Origin of the sequence: Duganella lactea (genome assembly GCF_009857505.1) — a bacterium.
Classification (GTDB): domain Bacteria; phylum Pseudomonadota; class Gammaproteobacteria; order Burkholderiales; family Burkholderiaceae_D; genus Rugamonas; species Rugamonas lactea.
This window is the reverse complement of record NZ_WWCP01000030.1, coordinates 1-17,116: the sequence shown is the minus strand read 5'-3', so window position 1 is coordinate 17,116 and position 17,116 is coordinate 1. Positions and strand designations below refer to the sequence as shown.

Annotated in this window: 18 protein-coding genes; 7 read left to right on the top strand and 11 right to left on the bottom strand. The window is 63.0% G+C overall.

From position 1 onward, the window contains the following. Positions 1 to 90: 90 nt before the first annotated feature. Together GTP44_RS20235 and GTP44_RS20230 are read left to right on the top strand one after the other, a co-directional pair. On the top strand, positions 91 to 1,299 hold the full coding sequence (locus GTP44_RS20235) for a cation:proton antiporter (protein ID WP_161020825.1): 1,209 nt from the start codon (positions 91 to 93) through the stop codon (positions 1,297 to 1,299). 18 nt (positions 1,300 to 1,317) lie between these two features. Further along, complete coding sequence (locus GTP44_RS20230) at positions 1,318 to 1,866, top strand: DNA-binding protein (protein WP_161020824.1); 549 nt, start codon at positions 1,318 to 1,320, stop codon at positions 1,864 to 1,866. Positions 1,867 to 1,869: 3 nt separating this feature from the next. On the opposite strand, the gene GTP44_RS20225 is transcribed toward GTP44_RS20230, so the two are convergent. The 4 genes from GTP44_RS20225 to mltG are packed head-to-tail and all read right to left on the bottom strand — an operon-like array spanning position 1,870 to position 4,911. Next, positions 1,870 to 2,244, bottom strand: a complete 375-nt coding sequence (locus GTP44_RS20225) for a PilZ domain-containing protein (RefSeq protein WP_161020823.1) — start codon at positions 2,242 to 2,244, stop codon at positions 1,870 to 1,872. Between the two features lie 11 nt (positions 2,245 to 2,255). Further along, complete coding sequence (locus GTP44_RS20220) at positions 2,256 to 3,281, bottom strand: DNA polymerase III subunit delta' (protein ID WP_161020822.1); 1,026 nt, start codon at positions 3,279 to 3,281, stop codon at positions 2,256 to 2,258. 16 nt (positions 3,282 to 3,297) lie between these two features. Then, on the bottom strand, positions 3,298 to 3,903 hold the full coding sequence (tmk, locus tag GTP44_RS20215) for a dTMP kinase (protein ID WP_161020821.1): 606 nt from the start codon (positions 3,901 to 3,903) through the stop codon (positions 3,298 to 3,300). 18 nt (positions 3,904 to 3,921) lie between these two features. Beyond that, a complete protein-coding gene (mltG, locus tag GTP44_RS20210; RefSeq protein WP_161020820.1) occupies positions 3,922 to 4,911 on the bottom strand; it encodes an endolytic transglycosylase MltG in 990 nt (329 codons plus the stop codon). A 155-nt stretch (positions 4,912 to 5,066) separates the two neighbouring features. On the opposite strand from mltG, the gene ygfZ reads away from it, so the two are divergent. The 3 genes from ygfZ to GTP44_RS20195 are packed head-to-tail and all read left to right on the top strand — an operon-like array spanning position 5,067 to position 7,106. Continuing rightward, positions 5,067 to 6,083 carry a CAF17-like 4Fe-4S cluster assembly/insertion protein YgfZ gene (ygfZ, locus tag GTP44_RS20205; protein WP_161020819.1) on the top strand — a complete coding sequence of 339 codons (1,017 nt, stop codon included), beginning with the start codon at positions 5,067 to 5,069 and terminating at the stop codon, positions 6,081 to 6,083. Between the two features lies 1 nt (position 6,084). Then, positions 6,085 to 6,372, top strand: coding sequence for a DUF4936 family protein (locus GTP44_RS20200; RefSeq protein WP_161020818.1), 288 nt, complete (start codon positions 6,085 to 6,087; stop codon positions 6,370 to 6,372). Continuing rightward, positions 6,363 to 7,106, top strand: coding sequence for an NRDE family protein (locus GTP44_RS20195; RefSeq protein WP_161020817.1), 744 nt, complete (start codon positions 6,363 to 6,365; stop codon positions 7,104 to 7,106). Before GTP44_RS20200 ends, GTP44_RS20195 begins: the two co-directional genes overlap by 10 nt. On the opposite strand, the gene GTP44_RS20190 is transcribed toward GTP44_RS20195, so the two are convergent. Further along, on the bottom strand, positions 7,054 to 8,319 hold the full coding sequence (locus tag GTP44_RS20190; RefSeq protein WP_202424158.1) for an ATP-grasp domain-containing protein: 1,266 nt from the start codon (positions 8,317 to 8,319) through the stop codon (positions 7,054 to 7,056). The genes GTP44_RS20195 and GTP44_RS20190 overlap by 53 nt on opposite strands. Positions 8,320 to 8,425: 106 nt before the next feature. Between GTP44_RS20190 and GTP44_RS20185 the strand changes: the two genes are divergently transcribed. Further along, positions 8,426 to 8,797: a flagellar protein FlaG gene (locus GTP44_RS20185; protein WP_160990495.1), complete on the top strand. Its 372-nt coding sequence runs from the start codon at positions 8,426 to 8,428 to the stop codon at positions 8,795 to 8,797. 8 nt (positions 8,798 to 8,805) lie between these two features. Here GTP44_RS20185 and GTP44_RS20180 read toward each other — a convergent pair whose 3' ends face one another. The 6 genes from GTP44_RS20180 to GTP44_RS20155 are packed head-to-tail and all read right to left on the bottom strand — an operon-like array spanning position 8,806 to position 15,011. Beyond that, on the bottom strand, positions 8,806 to 9,231 hold the full coding sequence (locus GTP44_RS20180) for a GNAT family N-acetyltransferase (RefSeq protein ID WP_371867281.1): 426 nt from the start codon (positions 9,229 to 9,231) through the stop codon (positions 8,806 to 8,808). Positions 9,232 to 9,268: 37 nt separating this feature from the next. Continuing rightward, positions 9,269 to 10,189 (bottom strand): SDR family oxidoreductase, encoded by a 921-nt coding sequence (locus tag GTP44_RS20175; RefSeq protein WP_161020815.1) that lies wholly within the window; start codon positions 10,187 to 10,189, stop codon positions 9,269 to 9,271. After that, positions 10,186 to 11,184, bottom strand: coding sequence for an NADP-dependent oxidoreductase (locus GTP44_RS20170; RefSeq protein ID WP_503826641.1), 999 nt, complete (start codon positions 11,182 to 11,184; stop codon positions 10,186 to 10,188). The genes GTP44_RS20175 and GTP44_RS20170 overlap by 4 nt, the downstream gene beginning before the upstream one ends. Positions 11,185 to 11,186: 2 nt before the next feature. After that, positions 11,187 to 11,966: an SDR family oxidoreductase gene (locus GTP44_RS20165; RefSeq protein ID WP_161020813.1), complete on the bottom strand. Its 780-nt coding sequence runs from the start codon at positions 11,964 to 11,966 to the stop codon at positions 11,187 to 11,189. Between the two features lie 22 nt (positions 11,967 to 11,988). Further along, positions 11,989 to 13,830, bottom strand: a complete 1,842-nt coding sequence (locus GTP44_RS20160) for an acyl-CoA dehydrogenase (protein WP_161020812.1) — start codon at positions 13,828 to 13,830, stop codon at positions 11,989 to 11,991. Positions 13,831 to 13,832: 2 nt separating this feature from the next. Then, entirely contained in the window at positions 13,833 to 15,011 is a 1,179-nt protein-coding gene (locus GTP44_RS20155; protein WP_161020811.1) for an acetyl-CoA C-acyltransferase, read from the bottom strand. A gap of 204 nt (positions 15,012 to 15,215) precedes the next feature. Between GTP44_RS20155 and GTP44_RS20150 the strand changes: the two genes are divergently transcribed. After that, positions 15,216 to 16,913: an MFS transporter gene (locus tag GTP44_RS20150; protein ID WP_202412789.1), complete on the top strand. Its 1,698-nt coding sequence runs from the start codon at positions 15,216 to 15,218 to the stop codon at positions 16,911 to 16,913. The last annotated feature ends 203 nt before the right edge of the window (positions 16,914 to 17,116 follow it).

The window sequence follows — 17,116 nt, the reverse complement described above, 5'->3', positions numbered from 1 at the left end:
TCAAGAAATCGCTTTCAAATTTACTCTTTTCATTTTAGTATCGCTGCACGGTTACGTAATTATGTAACACGATAAAAATAAAGGGGACTTATGAGCACCACCGAAATCTATTTGCTCGCCATGCTGCTGATCTTCGTCGCGCCGTTTCTGGTGTGGCGTCTCTGCAAGACGGACTATTTCGCGCCGTTGGCCATCGTACAAATCATCATGGGCATTGTGCTCGGCCCTGGCGTGGTCGGTGCGATTTTTCCGGAATATCACAAATTTGTCTTCAATCCCGATGTGGTGAAAACCCTCAACGGCGTCGCCCAATGGGGCGTCATGCTGTTTGTTATGCTTGCCGGCATTGAGCTCGATTTGAAGGCGACCTGGAAATATCGCCGCGAAAGCATCACCACCGCCGGCCTGTCGCTGGGCCTGCCTCTGGTGTGCGGCTGCGCCGCCGCCGTGCTGCTGATGCAGTACCCCGGCTGGATGGGCGCCAAGGCCGCCAATTGGCAATTCATGCTGGGCACCGGCATGGCCTGCGCCGTCACCGCGCTGCCGGTCCTGGTGCTGCTGATGGAAAAGCTGGATATTCTGCGCCAGCCCATGGGGCAGCGCATCTTGCGCTACGCCAGCCTGGACGACGTTGCGATCTGGGGCGTGCTGGCGCTGATCCTGCTGGATTGGGAACGCGTTGGCCGTCAGGCCAGTTTCCTGGTCGGCTTTGCGGTGCTGACCATCGTGTTCCGCCGCCTGATGGCCCGCCTGCAGCAAAGCGACCGCTGGTACGTGGCGCTGATCTGGCTGATCGCCTGCGCGTTCGCCGCCGACTGGGCCGGCCTGCACTTCATGGTCGGCGCCTTCCTGGCCGGCGTCGTGATGGATGTCGAATGGTTCGGCCAGGAAAACCTCGACGCCCTGTTCAAGAACGTGCTGCTGGTGCTGATGCCGGTGTTCTTCCTCAGTACCGGCCTGCGCACCAAGTGGGACCTGGGCGGCTACGCGGTGTTCTTCGTCGGCGGCCTGCTGCTGCTGGCGTCGGTGGGTGGCAAGCTGGTTGGCGCACATCTCGCCGGCAAGCTGCTGGGCTGGAAGAGCGGCGAGGCGTCGATTATCGGCTGGCTGCTGCAAACGAAGGGGCTGATCGAAATCATCTTCGCCAACATCCTGCTGGACAAGCAGATCATCACCAACGAGACGTTCACGGCCTTGTTGCTGATGGCCGTCGGCAGCACCATGTTGACGATTCCGATCGTGCACCCTAAACTCAACCGTGCACAGAACCGAGGACTGGTGAGTCAAGCCAGCTCCTGAACCCGATAGGATGAAGTCATGGCGCGTACCGGATTAACCAAAGCAGAAGTGAAAGCCAGCCGCGAGCGGCTGCTGGCGGCGGGACGTTACCCATCGGTTGACGCGGTGCGCCAGGACTTGGGCACCGGTTCCAAGTCCACCATCCACAAGCACTTGAAAGAGTTGCAGGAGGACGAGAGCCATCCGGGCGGCATCAAGCGCGACGACACCGAACGCAGTCTCAACGCGCTGGTCGAACAACTGGCCGGCCGCCTGCACGATGACGCCGACCGCCGCTTCCGCGCGCTGTGCGCGGAGCACGAACAGGCGATGCAGGCCAAGGAACGCGAACTGGCCGAGCTGCGCCGCACGGTGGCCCGGCTTTCGGCACGCGTCGCAGAACTGGAAATCGGCGCGGACGGCGGCTTGCCGCATGATGAAGGATTCGGCGACTTCAGCAACCTGTTCGCCAGCTCGCGCTGCGGCCAGCGCGACGACAGCGCCTTCAACGTGGTGCTGGCCGGCGGTCGCGCGGCGACCATCGATCTGGACAGCCCGCAAATCAGGCTGTACCACACCCTCAGCTAAATTCTACAGCGTGTGCGTGGCGCGTGACGAGCGCAACGCGGCGCCCAGCAGTTCCTCGATGCGCAGGCGGGCGCGCTGGCCGCTGTCATCATCCGGGAAGTGCACGCCCACGCCCTGCGCCTTGTTGTGGTGCGCATCGGGCGGCGTCAGCCACACGACCTTGCCGGCGATCTGGTACTTCTGCGGATCGTCCATCAGCGCCAGAATCAGATAGATCTCATCCCCGAGTTGGTACGGCTTCTGGGTCGATACGAACAGACCGCCATTTTTGAGGAAAGGCATGTAGGCGGCATACAGCGCCGCCTTTTCCCTGATGGTCAGCGACAACACCGTCGGCCGCGGCGCGGGGTTCGGGTTGAGCGGACTGGCAGCGGACATGAGCTTACCTTTCAGGCGCAGCAGTTGGCGTAGTCAAGCAGCATATCTTCCAGGAACAGCTTCGGCGACAGCGGGTGGTCCGACGTGGCGCGGCGGTCGTTGGCGCCCTTGATCGCGGCCAGCAGGCGGCTGACGTGGATCTTGTCGGCCAGACTGGCCAGCTCTTTCTGGTAACGAGGATAATAACGGATGTTGCCGGCGAGCTTGTAGGAAAACACATCATAAAGCCAGCGCTGCAGCCAGGAAACCGGGCCGGACAGCGGGACTTTCTGTAATTTGTCCGCGACTTTCAGCGCGCCTTCCACGCTCGGATGGGCCAGCAGTTGCAGCAAGATCTCCAGTTCCTCACGGCTGCCCGCCTCGGCTTGCCGCATTGCCGCCAGCGGCGCGCCACCCTGCTCGCGCAGCCAGCTGTCGGCATCCGCCACGCCCTGCGCCTTGAGCCAGGCGAGCGCTTCATCGTGGCTCGGCATCGGCAAACTGAACTTGCGGCAGCGCGACAGGATGGTTGGCAGCAGACGGTCGAGGCTGTTGGAGGCCAGCAGGAAAACGGTGCCCGGCGGTGGCTCTTCCAGCGTCTTCAGCAGCGCGTTGGAAGCGGCATTGTTCAGCGCCTCGGCCGGATACAGCACCACCACCCGCAAGCCCTGGCGGTGGGTGGAAATATTCATGAAGTCCGCCAGCGCGCGGATTTGCTCGATCTTGATTTCCTTGGACGGCGTCTTGGACTTGGCGGCCTTCTTGGCCTCGCCGTCCCCCTCTTCGTCGATCGGCTCGTCCTCCATGGATTCCGGCCGCAGGCGGCGGTAATCCGGATGGTTGTGCTGCGAGAACCAGCCGCAGGACGCGCACTGGCCGCAGGCGTGGCCATCCGGCAGCACCGCCTCGCATAGCAGGCCTTGGGCGAAGCGCTCGATGAAATCGGCCTTGCCTATGCCGGCGGCGCCATGGAACAGGATGGCGTGCGGCATGCGCGGGCGCAGCGTTTGCAACTGCTGCCACGACGCTTGCTGCCACGGGTAGATGGATTGACTCATTGTTCAGTATTCTATTTCAAAAAAACGCGTCCAGGATCGCGGCAAGCTGCAGCTGGATCTCGGCAATGCTCTGCGTCGAGTCGATCACGTGGAAACGCCGCGGGAACTGGGCCGCGCGGCGCAGGTATTCGCCGCGGGTGGCGGCAAAGAAATCGGCCTTTTCCTGCTCGAACTTGTCCAGCGCTCGGGTGGCGTCGAGCCGCGCGCGCGCCACTTCCAGCGGCACGTCGAACAGGAAGGTCAGATCCGGTTGCAGTGCGGGATGCACCCACTGCTCCAGCATTTCCAGCTTGGCCAGGCTCATACCACGACCGCCGCCCTGGTAGGCGAACGACGAATCGGTAAACCGGTCGGAGATGACCCACGCGCCACGCGCCAGCGCCGGCTCGATCACCTGCGCGATATGCTCGCGGCGGCTGGCGAACACCAGCAGCGCCTCGGTCTCCAGGTGCATTTTTTCATGCAGCACGATCTCGCGCAGCTTCTCGCCCAACGGCGTGCCGCCCGGCTCGCGCGAGCTGACCAGCTCAATGCCGCGCCGCTTTATGTAATCGCTGACGAAGGCGATGTGCGTGGACTTGCCGGCGCCATCGATGCCTTCAAAGGTGATGAATTTGCTCATTGCTTCTTAACTAAATTCTTATCGTTGATACTGGTTGACTGCGCGATTGTGGTCGTTCAGGTTGTCCGAGAACTGGCTGGTGCCATTGCCGCGCGAGACGAAATACAGCGCGGCGGTCTTGGCCGGCGACAGTGCCGCCGTCAGCGACTGCACGCCCGGCAAGGCGATCGGCGTGGGCGGCAGGCCGGCGCGCGTGTAGGTATTGTACGGGGTGTCGGTTTCCAGATCCTTCTTGCGGATCTTGCCATCGTATTTCAGGCCCATGCCGTAGATCACGGTCGGGTCGGTCTGCAGCAGCATGCCCAGCCGCAGGCGGTTGACGAACACGCCAGCGATCATCGAGCGTTCCGACTTCTGCCCGGTTTCCTTTTCGACGATGGAGGCCATGGTCAGCGCCTCATACGGCGACTTGTACGGCAGCGCCGGGTCGCGCTTGGCCCAGGCGTCGTTCAGGCGACTCAACATCATCACATGCGCTTGCTTGTAGATTTGCAGATCGCTGGAGCCCTTGGCGAACAGATAGGTGTCCGGGAAGAACAAGCCCTCGGCTTGCTTGTAATCGGAGCCGATCGCTTTCAGCACTTCCTGATCGGACAGCGCCACGGTGTCGTGCTTGAGGCCCTTGTGGGCGGCGATGGCGGCCCGCATCTGGCGGAAATTCCAGCCCTCGATGATGGTCAGCTGCTCCTGCGCGAACTCGCCGCGGGCCAGTTGCTCGATCAGGCGCATCGGCGTCGAACCCGGCTTCAGCTCGTAAGAGCCGGCCTTCAGCCGGGAGCTCTTGTTGGTCACGCGCGCCAGCAGATTGAACAGCAAAGGTTCAATCGGCACGCCGGCCTCGGCGATCTGCTGGCCGGCGGCGTGGGCGCCGCTGCCGGGCACGATGGTGAAATCGATGGCCTCCGCCGTCTCCGGAATGATGGGGTTCTGCGACCAGTACATGAAATAAGCACCGCCGGCGACGGCCAGCACGACACCGAGTCCTATTATTTTTTTGATAAAAGCCATTATGAAACCGTATTGTTGGATCAAGTCGCACAGCTTGCCAGTTCTTGACTGGGTCCGCCAGTGCCGCGTTTTGTGTGGCTTCTGACGCGATCTTCGCGACATCACTATAATGAGCCCGTAATGATAATGCTTTCACCGTCAAAAGATTGAAAATTATGCCTTCATGGAATGAACTTTTAGCGCAGCGTGCCGCGCCGCTGAACGCCACGCAACTGGCCACCGGCTTTGTCGCCCCGATGACGGACCTTGGCCTGATCGCCCTCGACGGCGAGGAGTCGGCCAGCTTCCTGCACAAGCAATTGACCAATGATGTGGAACATCTGGGCCAGGGCGAAGCGCGCCTGGCCGGCTACTGCTCGCCGAAAGGCCGCCTGCTGGCCTCGTTCCTGATGTGGCGCAACGAAGCGACCATCTTCCTGCAATTGCGGCGCGACATTCATGCGGCGGTACAAAAACGCCTGTCGATGTTTGTGCTGCGCAGCAAAACCAAATTGAGCGACGCCACCGAACTGCCGGCCAACGCGGTCGTGTTGGGCTTGGGCGGCGGCTTGGCGGAAGCCGCGCTGCGCAATTGGTTCGACGCCCTGCCCGCCAAGCCATTCGCCAAGCTGGATCACCCGCTGGGCACGCTGATCCGCGTGGCCGACGTGTTCGGCGCGCCGCGCTACCAGTGGCTGCTGTCGGCCGACACCGCGCAAAACGTGGTTGCCACCTTGGCCGAGACGCTGAATGTCGGCAACAACGACGCGTGGAATCTGTCGGAAATCCACGCCGGCATTCCGGCCATCGCCAAGGCCACGCAGGAACAGTTCGTGCCGCAGATGATCAACCTGGAATTGCTGGGCGGCGTCAACTTCAAGAAAGGCTGCTACCCGGGCCAGGAAATCGTCGCCCGCAGCCAGTATCTGGGCAAACTCAAGCGTCGTACCACACTGGTCAGCATTCCCGACGCGACGGCGGCGGCCGGCCAGGAAGTGTTTGCCACCGCCGATCCCGAGCAGCCGTGCGGCATGATCGTCAATGCCGCCCCCAACGGCAACGGCGGCGTCGATGCGTTGGTCGAGATGAAGCTGGCCGCCATCGAGGCCGGCTCGGTGCGGCTGGGCTCGGCGCAAGGCACGGCGCTGGCCTTCCTCGACATGCCTTATGCGCTGGAACCGCTCGATCTCTAGCATGGATTTGTATATCTACTACAAGGTCAAACAGGCCGATGCGGCATCCCTGCTAGCTGCAGTCGTCACCATGCAGACATCGCTGGCGCAGCGCCACGGCGTGGCGTGCCAACTCAAGCGGCGCCCCGAGACCAGCGAAGGCTTGCAGACGTGGATGGAAGTGTACGCCGCCACGCCGGAAGGTTTCGCGGCGGCGTTGCAGCAGGCCGTGGCCGAGGCTGACGTGGACCAGTTCACCACCGGCCTGCGCCACACCGAAGCCTTTATGGATGTCATCCCATGTGCCTGATTGTTTTTGCGTGGCAGGTGGTGCCGGCGGTGCCGCTGATCGCCGCCGCCAACCGCGACGAGTTCTACCAGCGCGCCACCGCGCCGGCCGCGCCGTGGCCCGAGCATCCGCAGATCTACGCCGGCCGCGACTTGCAGGCCGGCGGCAGCTGGATGGGCATCACCAGGCCGGATGAAAACCGCGGACCGTCGCGCTTCGCCGCCATCACCAATATTCGCGCGCCATCCGAACAGAAGGACAGCGCACCGTCGCGCGGTCAGCTGGTGGCCGACTACCTCGCCGGCGACATGACGCCGCAAGACTATGTGGCGTCGATCCGCGCCAGCGCCGACCAGTACAACGGCTTCAACCTGGTGCTGGGCGACCGCGACACGCTGATCTGGTACTCCAACAAAGGCGACAACGACCCGCGCAACGGCAAGCCACTGGCACCGGGCGTCTACGGATTATCGAACGCCCTGCTGGATGCGCCGTGGCCGAAAGTGGTCAAGACGAAAGCACAGTTCGCCAGCCTGCTGTGCCTGGGCGCGCCGGACGAGGCCTTCTTCGAAATGCTGTCCGACACCACCCCCGCGCCCGACCTGCGGCTGCCCGAAACCGGCGTGCCGCGGGACCTGGAGCGCATGCTGTCCGCCGTGCGCATCGAAAGCCAGAACTACGGCACCCGCACCTCCACCGTGGTCAAGCTCTACGCGCATGCACCGGCCACGCTGCATGAGATGCTGATTCACTAAAGCATGCATGGCCGGCGCTCTTCGACCTTTCCAGTAAATCGCGAAAGGCCTTGAATACCTTCTGCATCGCTGGGATTTTGTACGGGAACATCTCCTCCGGGTCCATCGCGTGGACGATCATGGCGTTGTCGACCTCAAAGATCAGCAGCTCGCCATTCGGCATCTCGGCGCAGTCGATGCCCAGATACGGCAGGCCCATGCGCTGGTCAATCGCTTGTAGCGCCGCCTTGTGGCGCTGGGCGAAATCCCGGTCAAAGCGGGCCATGACGGCTTCCTCTTCAGCCCGTTTTTCCACGCTGCCGTTCGTGCCGCCGTCCGGCTGGTGCATCATCCAGCCCTTGGAGATGGCGTAGTGGCAAATGAAAGGCTGGCCGTCAATCAGCACCACGCGATACTGACGGAATAGCCGGTCCGTGCTGCGGTAATCGACAAAGCGCGATACATAGAAGTACGGCCCGTCCATTTCTTTCAGATACTTGCCCAGCGCCGCCGGCGTGTTGAGCTTTTGCAGATGCATGCCGGAATGCGAGCCCAGCGGCCGGACGATAATCGGGAAGCGGCCCTCCGGCAGCAGGGCATCGAGCGGCCGCGCGCCGGACGCCACCGCGTTCAGAGCGCCCAGTCCGCTGCGGATCGTTATTGGCATCATCACGCCCGGCACGCCACGCAGCGCCGCGCTGACGCTGTCACGCGACAGCTTGCGGATCTGCTCCGGCCGGTTGATGACCGGACGCGGCCAGTCGCTGGTGTACGCCACCAGCCGCCGCAGCAGCGCCTGATTGGCTTCCGACTCGGCCACGGCCACCAGCATCACATCGTGATCCGGCACTTCATCGGGAAAGTCCTCGTCGGGGCACAGGTAGAGCAGTTCCAGCGTCACATCGCTGTTTTCGACCAGGAATTCAACGGGCGTATTGGCCATCAGATCGCCTGGGCCCATCAGCACCAGCAAGGTCAGGCCCGGCGCGCGGTGGGCGGCGATGGTGTAATGCGGCTTCAGCATGATGGCCTCCGCCTGCACCGCCAACGCGTCCTCGCGGTTGCCGGTCAGTTGCAGCACGGTGGAGAAATCCATATAGGCGTGCGCGTCGTTCGGGTAAGTCTGTGCGCGTTCCAGCAAGGTCTGACCGATTGTTGACAGATCTTCGCCTGCCAAAGCGCGACGCATCAGCGGCGCCACCCCGATCAGCGGGGCAGCGAAATTTTCGTGCATTTTCTTTGCCATTTGACTCAATTTTTTCTGAGGCCTGCCGTTATCACCAGTAGCGGGGCAATCCACCAAACGACATGCCTCACTTACAGGAAGGACAACAATCATCATGGACACGAGCAATATTTACGGTTTCGCCGTATTACCCGCCACCGCCGCCACGGCGGCGGCGGTGGCCGTGCCCGCCTCTGGAAAAAATGCGGGGACGGACACCGCTCAATCTATTGTCGCCGCGAACGAGGCGCCCGTGGTCCGCGTGCCGAGTAAAACTGAGTTAAAAAAGTCGGTTGACGCGATCAACCGTTTCCTTGAGAGCAATAGTGAAGTGCATTTCAGCATCGATGACGACAGCGGCGTGTCCGTCATTAAGGTGATTGATACTGAAACGAAAAAGATTCTGCGCCAATTCCCGTCCGAGCAATCGCTGGAAATCGGCCGCAATCTGACCACCAAAGGCCTGCTGATCGACAGCGAGGCCTGATCCGGCGTTTAGAAGTTACGCTGCATATTGATGTGGGCGATGCCCGCCTCGTAAAACTCTTCCCCTTCGATGGCAAAACCGTGGCGCGTGTAGAACGGCGCCGCGTGCGTCTGCGCGCTCAGCGCCACATGGTGGTCGCCGCGCACCTTGGCCTGTTGCATCAGCGCTTGCAGCAATGCCCCGCCGACGCCGCTGCCGCGCGCGATCTTGCGTACCGCCATGCGGCCGATATGGCCGTCCGGCAAGAGACGGCCGGTGCCGACCGGGATGCCGTCGGCGTCATAGGCCACGGCATGGAGACAAACGATGTCCAGACTGTCCATCTCCAGTTCGGCGGGAACGCCCTGCTCTTCGACAAAGACTTCGGTACGGATAGCCTTGGCGTCGGCGTTCAGTGTGCCCCAGTCTCCCAGTTTGATGTTGTACGTGCTCATCATAATTTCCTTCTGACCAAAATACGATTGTCGCACGTCAACCCTTCGACGTGGAAGCACCGTTGATTTTGGCCTGCAACAGTGCGCGGATTTGCGGCGTTGCGGCATACGGGTCGGGCGGGTTGACGCCGGCGACCACGCTTTCCAGATTGTCGCGCACGCCGGCCAGCGCCTCCGGATGCGAGTAGATGTAGAACCGGCCCTCGGCGATGGCGCGGAACGTGATATCCGCCACCTGCGCCGCCGACACCTTGCCGCTGGCGACCGCCTTGTCGGTCATGAACTGGGCGGCGAGCTGGCTGGCGGTGGGGCCGACCGTCATGCGCACGTCGTCCGGACGGTTGCGGTGCGACTGGCTGATGCCGGTCGGCACAAAGTACGGGCACAACACCGAGGCGCCGATCGGCGCGCCGACCAGTTGCAGGTCGTGGTACAGCGTTTCCGACAGCGACACCACCGCATGCTTGGCGACGTTGTAGACGCCCATCGCCGGCGCATTCAGCAAGCCGGCCATCGAGGCGGTGTTGACGATGTGCCCTTCGAAGGACGGGTCCTTCGCGGCCGCGTCCAGCATCAGCCGGGTGAAAATGCGCACGCCATGGATCACGCCCCAGACGTTGACGCCCATCACCCATTCCCAATCCGCCTCGGTGTTTTCCCAGATCAAACCGGCCGCCCCGACGCCGGCGTTGTTGAACACCAGATGCACGGCGCCAAACGCGGCCACCGCCGCATCGGCCAGCGCCTGCACCTGCTCGCCCTTGCGCACATCGCACAACTGCGCGATGACGCTGGCGCCCTGCCCGCGCAGCTCGCCGGCGGCGCGCTCCAGCGCATCGGCCTGAACGTCGGCCAGCACCAAGTGCATGCCCTCGCGCGCGGCCACCTCGGCGAATTGACGGCCCAAGCCGCTTGCTGCACCCGTGATCACCACCACTCTGTCGCGGAATGTTTTCATATGAGCTTCACCAGTTGTTTGCCAAAGTTATGCCCGTGCAGCAGGCCCATGAAAGCTTGCGGCGCGGCGGCCAGGCCGTCCGCCACGGTTTCCCGGTAGGTGATGCGCCGGTCGGCGACCAGCGCGGCCAATTCCTGCAGGCCCTGCTGCCAGTATTCCATGTGTTCGGTGATGATGAATCCGCGCAAGCTCAGGCGGTTGATCAACAGCAGGCGCGCATTTTTGATCGGCATCTCGGCGCCGTTGTAACCGGCGATCAGCCCGCACAGCGCGACGCGGGCGAAGGCGTTGGTACGCGCCAGCGCTGCATCCAGACAGTCGCCGCCGACGTTTTCGAAGATGGCGTCAACGCCGTCCGGCGTGGCGGCGGCCAGGTCGGCCTCCAGATTGCCTGCCTTGTAGTCGACGCAGGCGTCGAAGCCCAGTTGCTTGACCACGTAGTCGCATTTCTCCGGCCCGCCGGCGATGCCGACCACGCGACAGCCGCGCAAGCGCGCCAGTTGGCCGACCACGCTGCCGACCGCGCCGCTGGCGGCAGAAACCACCACGGTTTCGCCGGCGGCCGGTGCCATGATCTGGTTCAGGCCATACCATGCCGCCATGCCCGGCATGCCCACCGCGCCGAGGTAGGCCGACAAGGGAATGTGCGAGATGTCGAGCTTGCGCAACAGCGCGCCGTCCGACACGCCCATCTCGGCCCAGCCCAGCATGCCGCCAACGTGATCGCCAACCCGGAACAGCGGGTTGCGCGAGGCGACAACCTGGCCGACGGTGCCGCCGATCATGGTCTCGTCCAGCGCCTGCGAGGCGGCATAGCTGGCGGCTTTGCTCATGCGGCCGCGCATGTACGGGTCCAGCGACAGGTAATGGTTGCGGATCAACACCTCGCCGTCCGCCAACTCGGGCACCGGCACCGTCTCCAGCCGGAAGTTCTCCGGCGCGACGGCACCGCGCGGCCGCGCGGCCAGCACGATGCGCTGGTAGGTTGCCGGAATCGTCATACCGCCGACACGCCGCCGTCCACCGCCAGGATCTGGCCGGTGATGTGTTTGCCGGCATCGGAGGCGAACAGCACGGCCGCGCCTTTCAGATCTTCATCATCGCCGAGGCGGTTCAGCGGAGCGTGGCCGATCAGCTGGTCGCCCATGGCCGACAGCAGGCCCTTGGTCATTTTGGACGGGAAGAAGCCCGGCGCCAGCGCGTTGACCGTGATGCCGTGGCGGCCCCATTCGCCGGCCAGCGTGCGGGTAAAATTGACCAGCGCGCCTTTCGAGGTGTTGTAGGCGATGGTTTGCATGGTGCCGGGAGGGTTGCCGGCCAAGCCGGCGATCGAGGCGATGTTGATGATGCGGCCGGACTGGCGCGGGATCATCGAGCGCTTGCCGACCAGTTGCGACACCACGAAGATGCTGCGGATGTTCAGGTCCATCACCTTGTCCCAGGCTTCCAGCGGATGGTCTTCGGCCGGCGCGCCCCAGCTGGCGCCGGCGTTGTTGATCAGGATGTCGATATGGCCAAGATGGCCGATGGCGGCGGTGACCAGGGCCTCGGCCTGCGCGTCCTGCGACAGGTCGGCGGCGACCGCGTGCGCGCTGATGCCGCGCTGGGTCAGGAAGGTGACGGCTTCATCGAGTTCGGCTTGCTTGCGCGCCGAGATCACCACCTTGGCGCCCTGCTCGCCCAGCGCCAGCGCCATTTGCAGACCCAGGCCACGCGAGCCGCCGGTGACGAGCGCGGTCTTGCCGGCCAGTGAAAAAAGTTCTTGGGTAGTACGCATCGTTTTGTCTCCTTTGCACTGACTAAAACCACGCATCCCGCATATCGAGCGTGGTGGTATCTATGGCGGCCAACAATTCCAGCTGCGGCCCCACTTTCGGCAACTCCCACTGGAAGAAATACAGACAGGCCTGTAGCTTGCCGCGATAAAAATCCGTGTCGCCGCCGGTCAGCGCCGATGCCGCCAGCAAAGCCTGCTGCAGCCAGATCCATGCGACCACCACATGGCCGACCGCCTCCAGATACAGGCTGGCGTTGGCCAACGTCTGGTTCAAATCGCCGACAGCATACAGCTTTTGGGTCACTTCTTCCACGGTTTGCCAAGCCTGTTCCAGCGCGTCCGCGTGCGACCGCAACCCGGCACTGATGGCGGCCAGATCGGGAGTAACCGTGTCCGGCGCGCCAACACTGCCGCGCACCTTGCGCACCGTCTTGCGCAGCTCGGTGCCGAAGGCACGGAACAAGGCGCCGTCGTGCAAGGTGACCTTGCGTCCCAGCAGGTCCAGGCCATGGATGCCGTGTGTGCCTTCGTGGATCGCGTTCAGGCGATTGTCGCGGTAAAACTGTTCGACATTGTATTCGCGGGTATAGCCATAACCGCCGTGGACCTGAATCGCCAGGCTGTTGGCCTCAACGCACCATTGGGATGGCCAGGACTTGGTGATCGGCGTCAGGAAATCCAGCACCCGGGCCGCATGTTCGCGGGCTTCCGCCGTTTCGGCGGTGTTCTGCTCGTCGACCAGACGGGCACTGTACAACACCAGGCCGAGCGCGCCTTCGACATATGCCTTCTGCGCCAGCAGCATGCGCTTGACGTCGGTATGCTGGATGATCGGGATTTGCGGTTGCGCCACATCCTTGTTGGCCGGATGGCGCCCTTGCGGCCGGTTGCGCGCGTATTCCAGCGCGTGCAGATAGCCGGTGTAACCCTGCACCGCCGCGTTGAGGCCGACAGCGATGCGTGCCTCGTTCATCATATGGAACATATTGGCCAGGCCGTGGTGCGGCTTGCCGACCAGATAGCCTATGGCGCCGCCGCGCTCGCCGAAGTTGAGCAGGCAGTTGGTGGTGCCGCGGTTGCCCATCTTGTGGTTCAGACCGGCCAGTTCGATGTCATTGCGCGCGCCGAGGCTGCCGTCAGCGTTGACCAGATACTTCGGCACGATGAACAGCGAGATCCCTTTCACGCCCGGAATCAGCTTGCCATCTTCGCCGGGAATCTTGGCCAGCACCAGATGAATGATGTTGTCGGCCAGCTCGTGGTCGCCAGCGGAAATCCACATCTTGTTGCCGGTCAGGCGGTACTGGCCGTCACCGTCCGGCAGCGCGCGGGTGGCGATGTCGGACAGGCTGGAGCCGGCCTGCGGCTCGGACAGACACATGGTGCCGAAGAAGCGGCCTGCCAACATCGGATCGACGTAAGTCGCGATCTGCTGCGGCGACGCGCACTTGAGCAAGGTGTTGGCGTTGCTCATCGTCAGGAAGGTGTAGGACGCGGTGCTGACGTTGGCGGCGGTAAAGTACGCCGCCAGCGCCTTGTCGACCACCATCGGCAACTGCATGCCGCCGCGCTCGTAGTCCTGGCCGGCCGCCATCAGGCCAGCCGCCGAGAACGCATCGAGCGCCACCTTCACCTCAGGGATTAGCTTTACTTTGCCATCGACCACGTGCGGCTCATTGGCGTCCGCCTTTTTGTTATGCGTGGCGAACAGATCGGTGGCGAGCCGTTCGGCGGTATCGAGCGCCGCGTCAAAGGTTTCGCGGTTGTGGTCCTCAAAGCGGGCGCGACGCGTCAAGGCCTCCGCGTCCAGCCATTCGAACAGCATGAAAGCCAGATCGCGGCGCGATAGAATGGTCGAAGCCATGCTCACACCACTTCAAACAGACCGGCCGCGCCCTGGCCGCCACCGATGCACATGGTGACCACCACATATTTGACGCCGCGCCGCTTGCCCTCGATCAGCGCGTGGCCGACCAGGCGCGCGCCCGACACGCCGTAGGGATGGCCGACCGCGATGGCGCCACCGTTGACGTTGAGGCGGTCCATCGGAATGCCCAGCTGATCGGCGCAGTACAGCACCTGCACCGCGAAGGCTTCGTTCAGTTCCCACAAACCGATATCCTCGACCTTCAGGCCGGCCTTATTCAGCAGCTTGGGCACGGCGAACACCGGGCCGATGCCCATCTCATCAGGCTCGCAACCGGCGACGGCGAAACCGCGGAACACACCCAGCGGCTGCAAGCCTTTGGCGGCGGCGGTTTGCGCGTTCATGACGATGGCCATCGCGCCACCGTCGGAGAACTGGCTGGCGTTGCCGGCGCTGATCACGCCGCCCGGCAGCGCGGTGCGGATCTGGGAAACCGCCTCATAGGTCGTATCGGCGCGGATGCCCTCATCGGCGGCAATGGTCACCTCGCGCGACAGCAACTGGCCGGAGGCCTTGTCGGCCACGCCCATTACCGTGGTCATCGGCACGATCTCGGCGTCGAACAAGCCGGCGGCTTGTGCCGCGGCGGCGCGCTGCTGGCTCTGCACGCCGTACTCATCCTGACGGGCGCGGCTGATGTTGTAGCGCTTGGCGACGGTTTCGGCGGTCTGCAACATCGGCCAATAGATTTCCGGCTTGTGCTGCGACAGCCAGACTTCCTTGTACATGTGCAGATTCATCTCCTGCTGCACGCAGGAAATCGACTCCACGCCGCCGGCGGCATAAATGTCGCCCTCGCCGGCGATGATACGCTGGGCGGCGAGGGCGATGGTCTGCAGGCCGGACGAGCAGAAACGATTGATGGTCATGCCGGCCGTGGTCACCGGGCAACCGGCACGGAGGGCGATCTGGCGCGCGATATTGCCGCCGGTCGCGCCTTCGGGATTGGCGCAGCCGACCAGCACATCCTCGACCTCGCCCGGGTCCAGATGCGCGCGCCGGATGGCGGCCTCCAGCACATGGCCACCGAGCGTGGCGCCGTGCGTCATGTTGAACGCGCCTTTCCACGACTTGGCCAGGCCGGTACGGGCGGTCGAAACAATGACGGCATCGATCATGAGAGTCTCCTATAGTAATGGTGTTGTGCGAACCAGAATAGCATAGTTTTAGTACGGTCGTTCGCAAACCTTTTTGTAAGTTTCGCGTAAGTTTCGTGAAAGCATCGCGTAAGGTTAGGCGCCCAAACTCGAATCAAGCTGACGAAGTATTAACTATCTCAGCCGGGGAAAGAACAGCCTAAAAAATCCAACAGGAGACACATCATGGCAAATAGCGGTACTGCGGACAACCGCAACCTACCCAAGCAAACCGCGCCGATCACGGCCGAAGAGCGCAAGGTGATTTTCGCGTCCTCGCTCGGCACCGTATTCGAGTGGTACGACTTTTATCTGTACGGCGCGCTGGCGCCGATCATCGCCAAGCAGTTCTTCATCGGCGAACCGACCACCACCTTCATTTTTGCGCTGCTGGCGTTCGCCGCGGGCTTCATCGTGCGGCCGTTCGGCGCCATCGTCTTTGGACGGCTGGGCGACATGGTCGGCCGCAAGTACACCTTCCTGGTGACCATCCTGATCATGGGCGCCTCCACCTTCATTGTCGGCCTGCTGCCGGGGCACGCGGCGATCGGCATCGCGGCGCCGATCATCCTGGTCACCCTGCGCATCATGCAAGGGCTGGCGCTGGGCGGCGAGTATGGCGGCGCGGCCACCTACGTGGCTGAACACGCGCCGGCAGGCAAGCGCGGCTCGTTCACCGCCTGGATACAGACCACCGCGACCATGGGCCTGTTCCTGTCGCTGCTGGTGATCCTGGGCACCCGCACCGCCGTCGGCGAGGAAGCCTTCAACGCCTGGGGCTGGCGCGTGCCGTTCCTGGTATCGGTGCTGCTGCTGGGCGTGTCGGTATGGATCCGCATGTCGATGAATGAATCGCCAGCCTTCGCCAAAATGAAGGCCGAGGGGAAAACCTCGAAAGCGCCGCTGAGCGAAGCTTTCGGCCAATGGCGCAACCTGAAAGTGGTGATCCTGGCGCTGATCGGCCTGACGATGGGCCAGGCGGTGGTATGGTACACCGGCCAGTTCTACGCACTGTTCTTCATGACCCAGGTGCTGAAAATCGACGGTGCCACCGCCAACATCATGACCGCGCTGTCGCTGTTGCTGGCGACGCCGTTCTTCATCTTCTTCGGCATGCTGTCGGACAAGATCGGCCGCAAATGGATCATCCTGGGCGGCTGCCTGATCGCCGCCGCGACCTACTTCCCGCTGTTCGGCGCGCTGACCCACTACGGCAACCCGCAGCTGGAAGCGGCACTGAAGAACTCGCCGGTGGTGGTGTACGCCGACCCGGCATCGTGCAACTTCCAGTTCAACCTGACGGGCCAGAAGAAATTCACCTCGTCGTGCGACATTGCCACCAGCATCCTGTCGAACGCCTCGGTGAACTACACCAAGCAGGACGCGCCGGCCGGCAGCGTGGCCAAGATCAAGGTGGGCGACAAGGAAATCACCGGCTTCAACGCCGTGCTGACGCCGGATGGCCTGAGCTTCGACAAGGCCTCGAAAGACGCCGACGCCGCGCTGAAGAAAGAAGTGGGCGCCGCCGTGAAAGCGGCCGGCTACCCGGCCAAGGCGGACGACGCGCAGATCAACAAACCGATGATGGTGCTGATCCTGTTCATCCTGGTGCTGTACGTGACGATGGTATACGGCCCGATCGCCGCGATGCTGGTGGAAATGTTCCCGACCCGCATCCGCTACACGTCGATGTCGCTGCCGTACCACATCGGCAATGGCTGGTTTGGCGGGCTGCTGCCGACGATCTCGTTCGCGCTGGTGGCGTTCAAGGGCGACATCTACTACGGCCTGTGGTACCCGATCATCATCGCGCTGACCACGTTGGTGATCGGCGCGCTGTTCGTCGGCGAAACCAAGGACAACAACATCTACGCGGCCGACTAACCCCCACCGCCCACGAAGCCGCCTGCGGGCGGCTTTTTTTTCGCCGTGTCAAACCCGGGTGTCAAACTCCGGTTTCAAACCCGGTGTCAGATACCGTCTTGAATGGCAAGCTTTTTCGATAAGTATTTGGGGTCGAAAGGCTTGCCAGTACGGATGACACCGTAAATCAGATGCGTCAGTTTGTGAACGACAGCACTGATCAC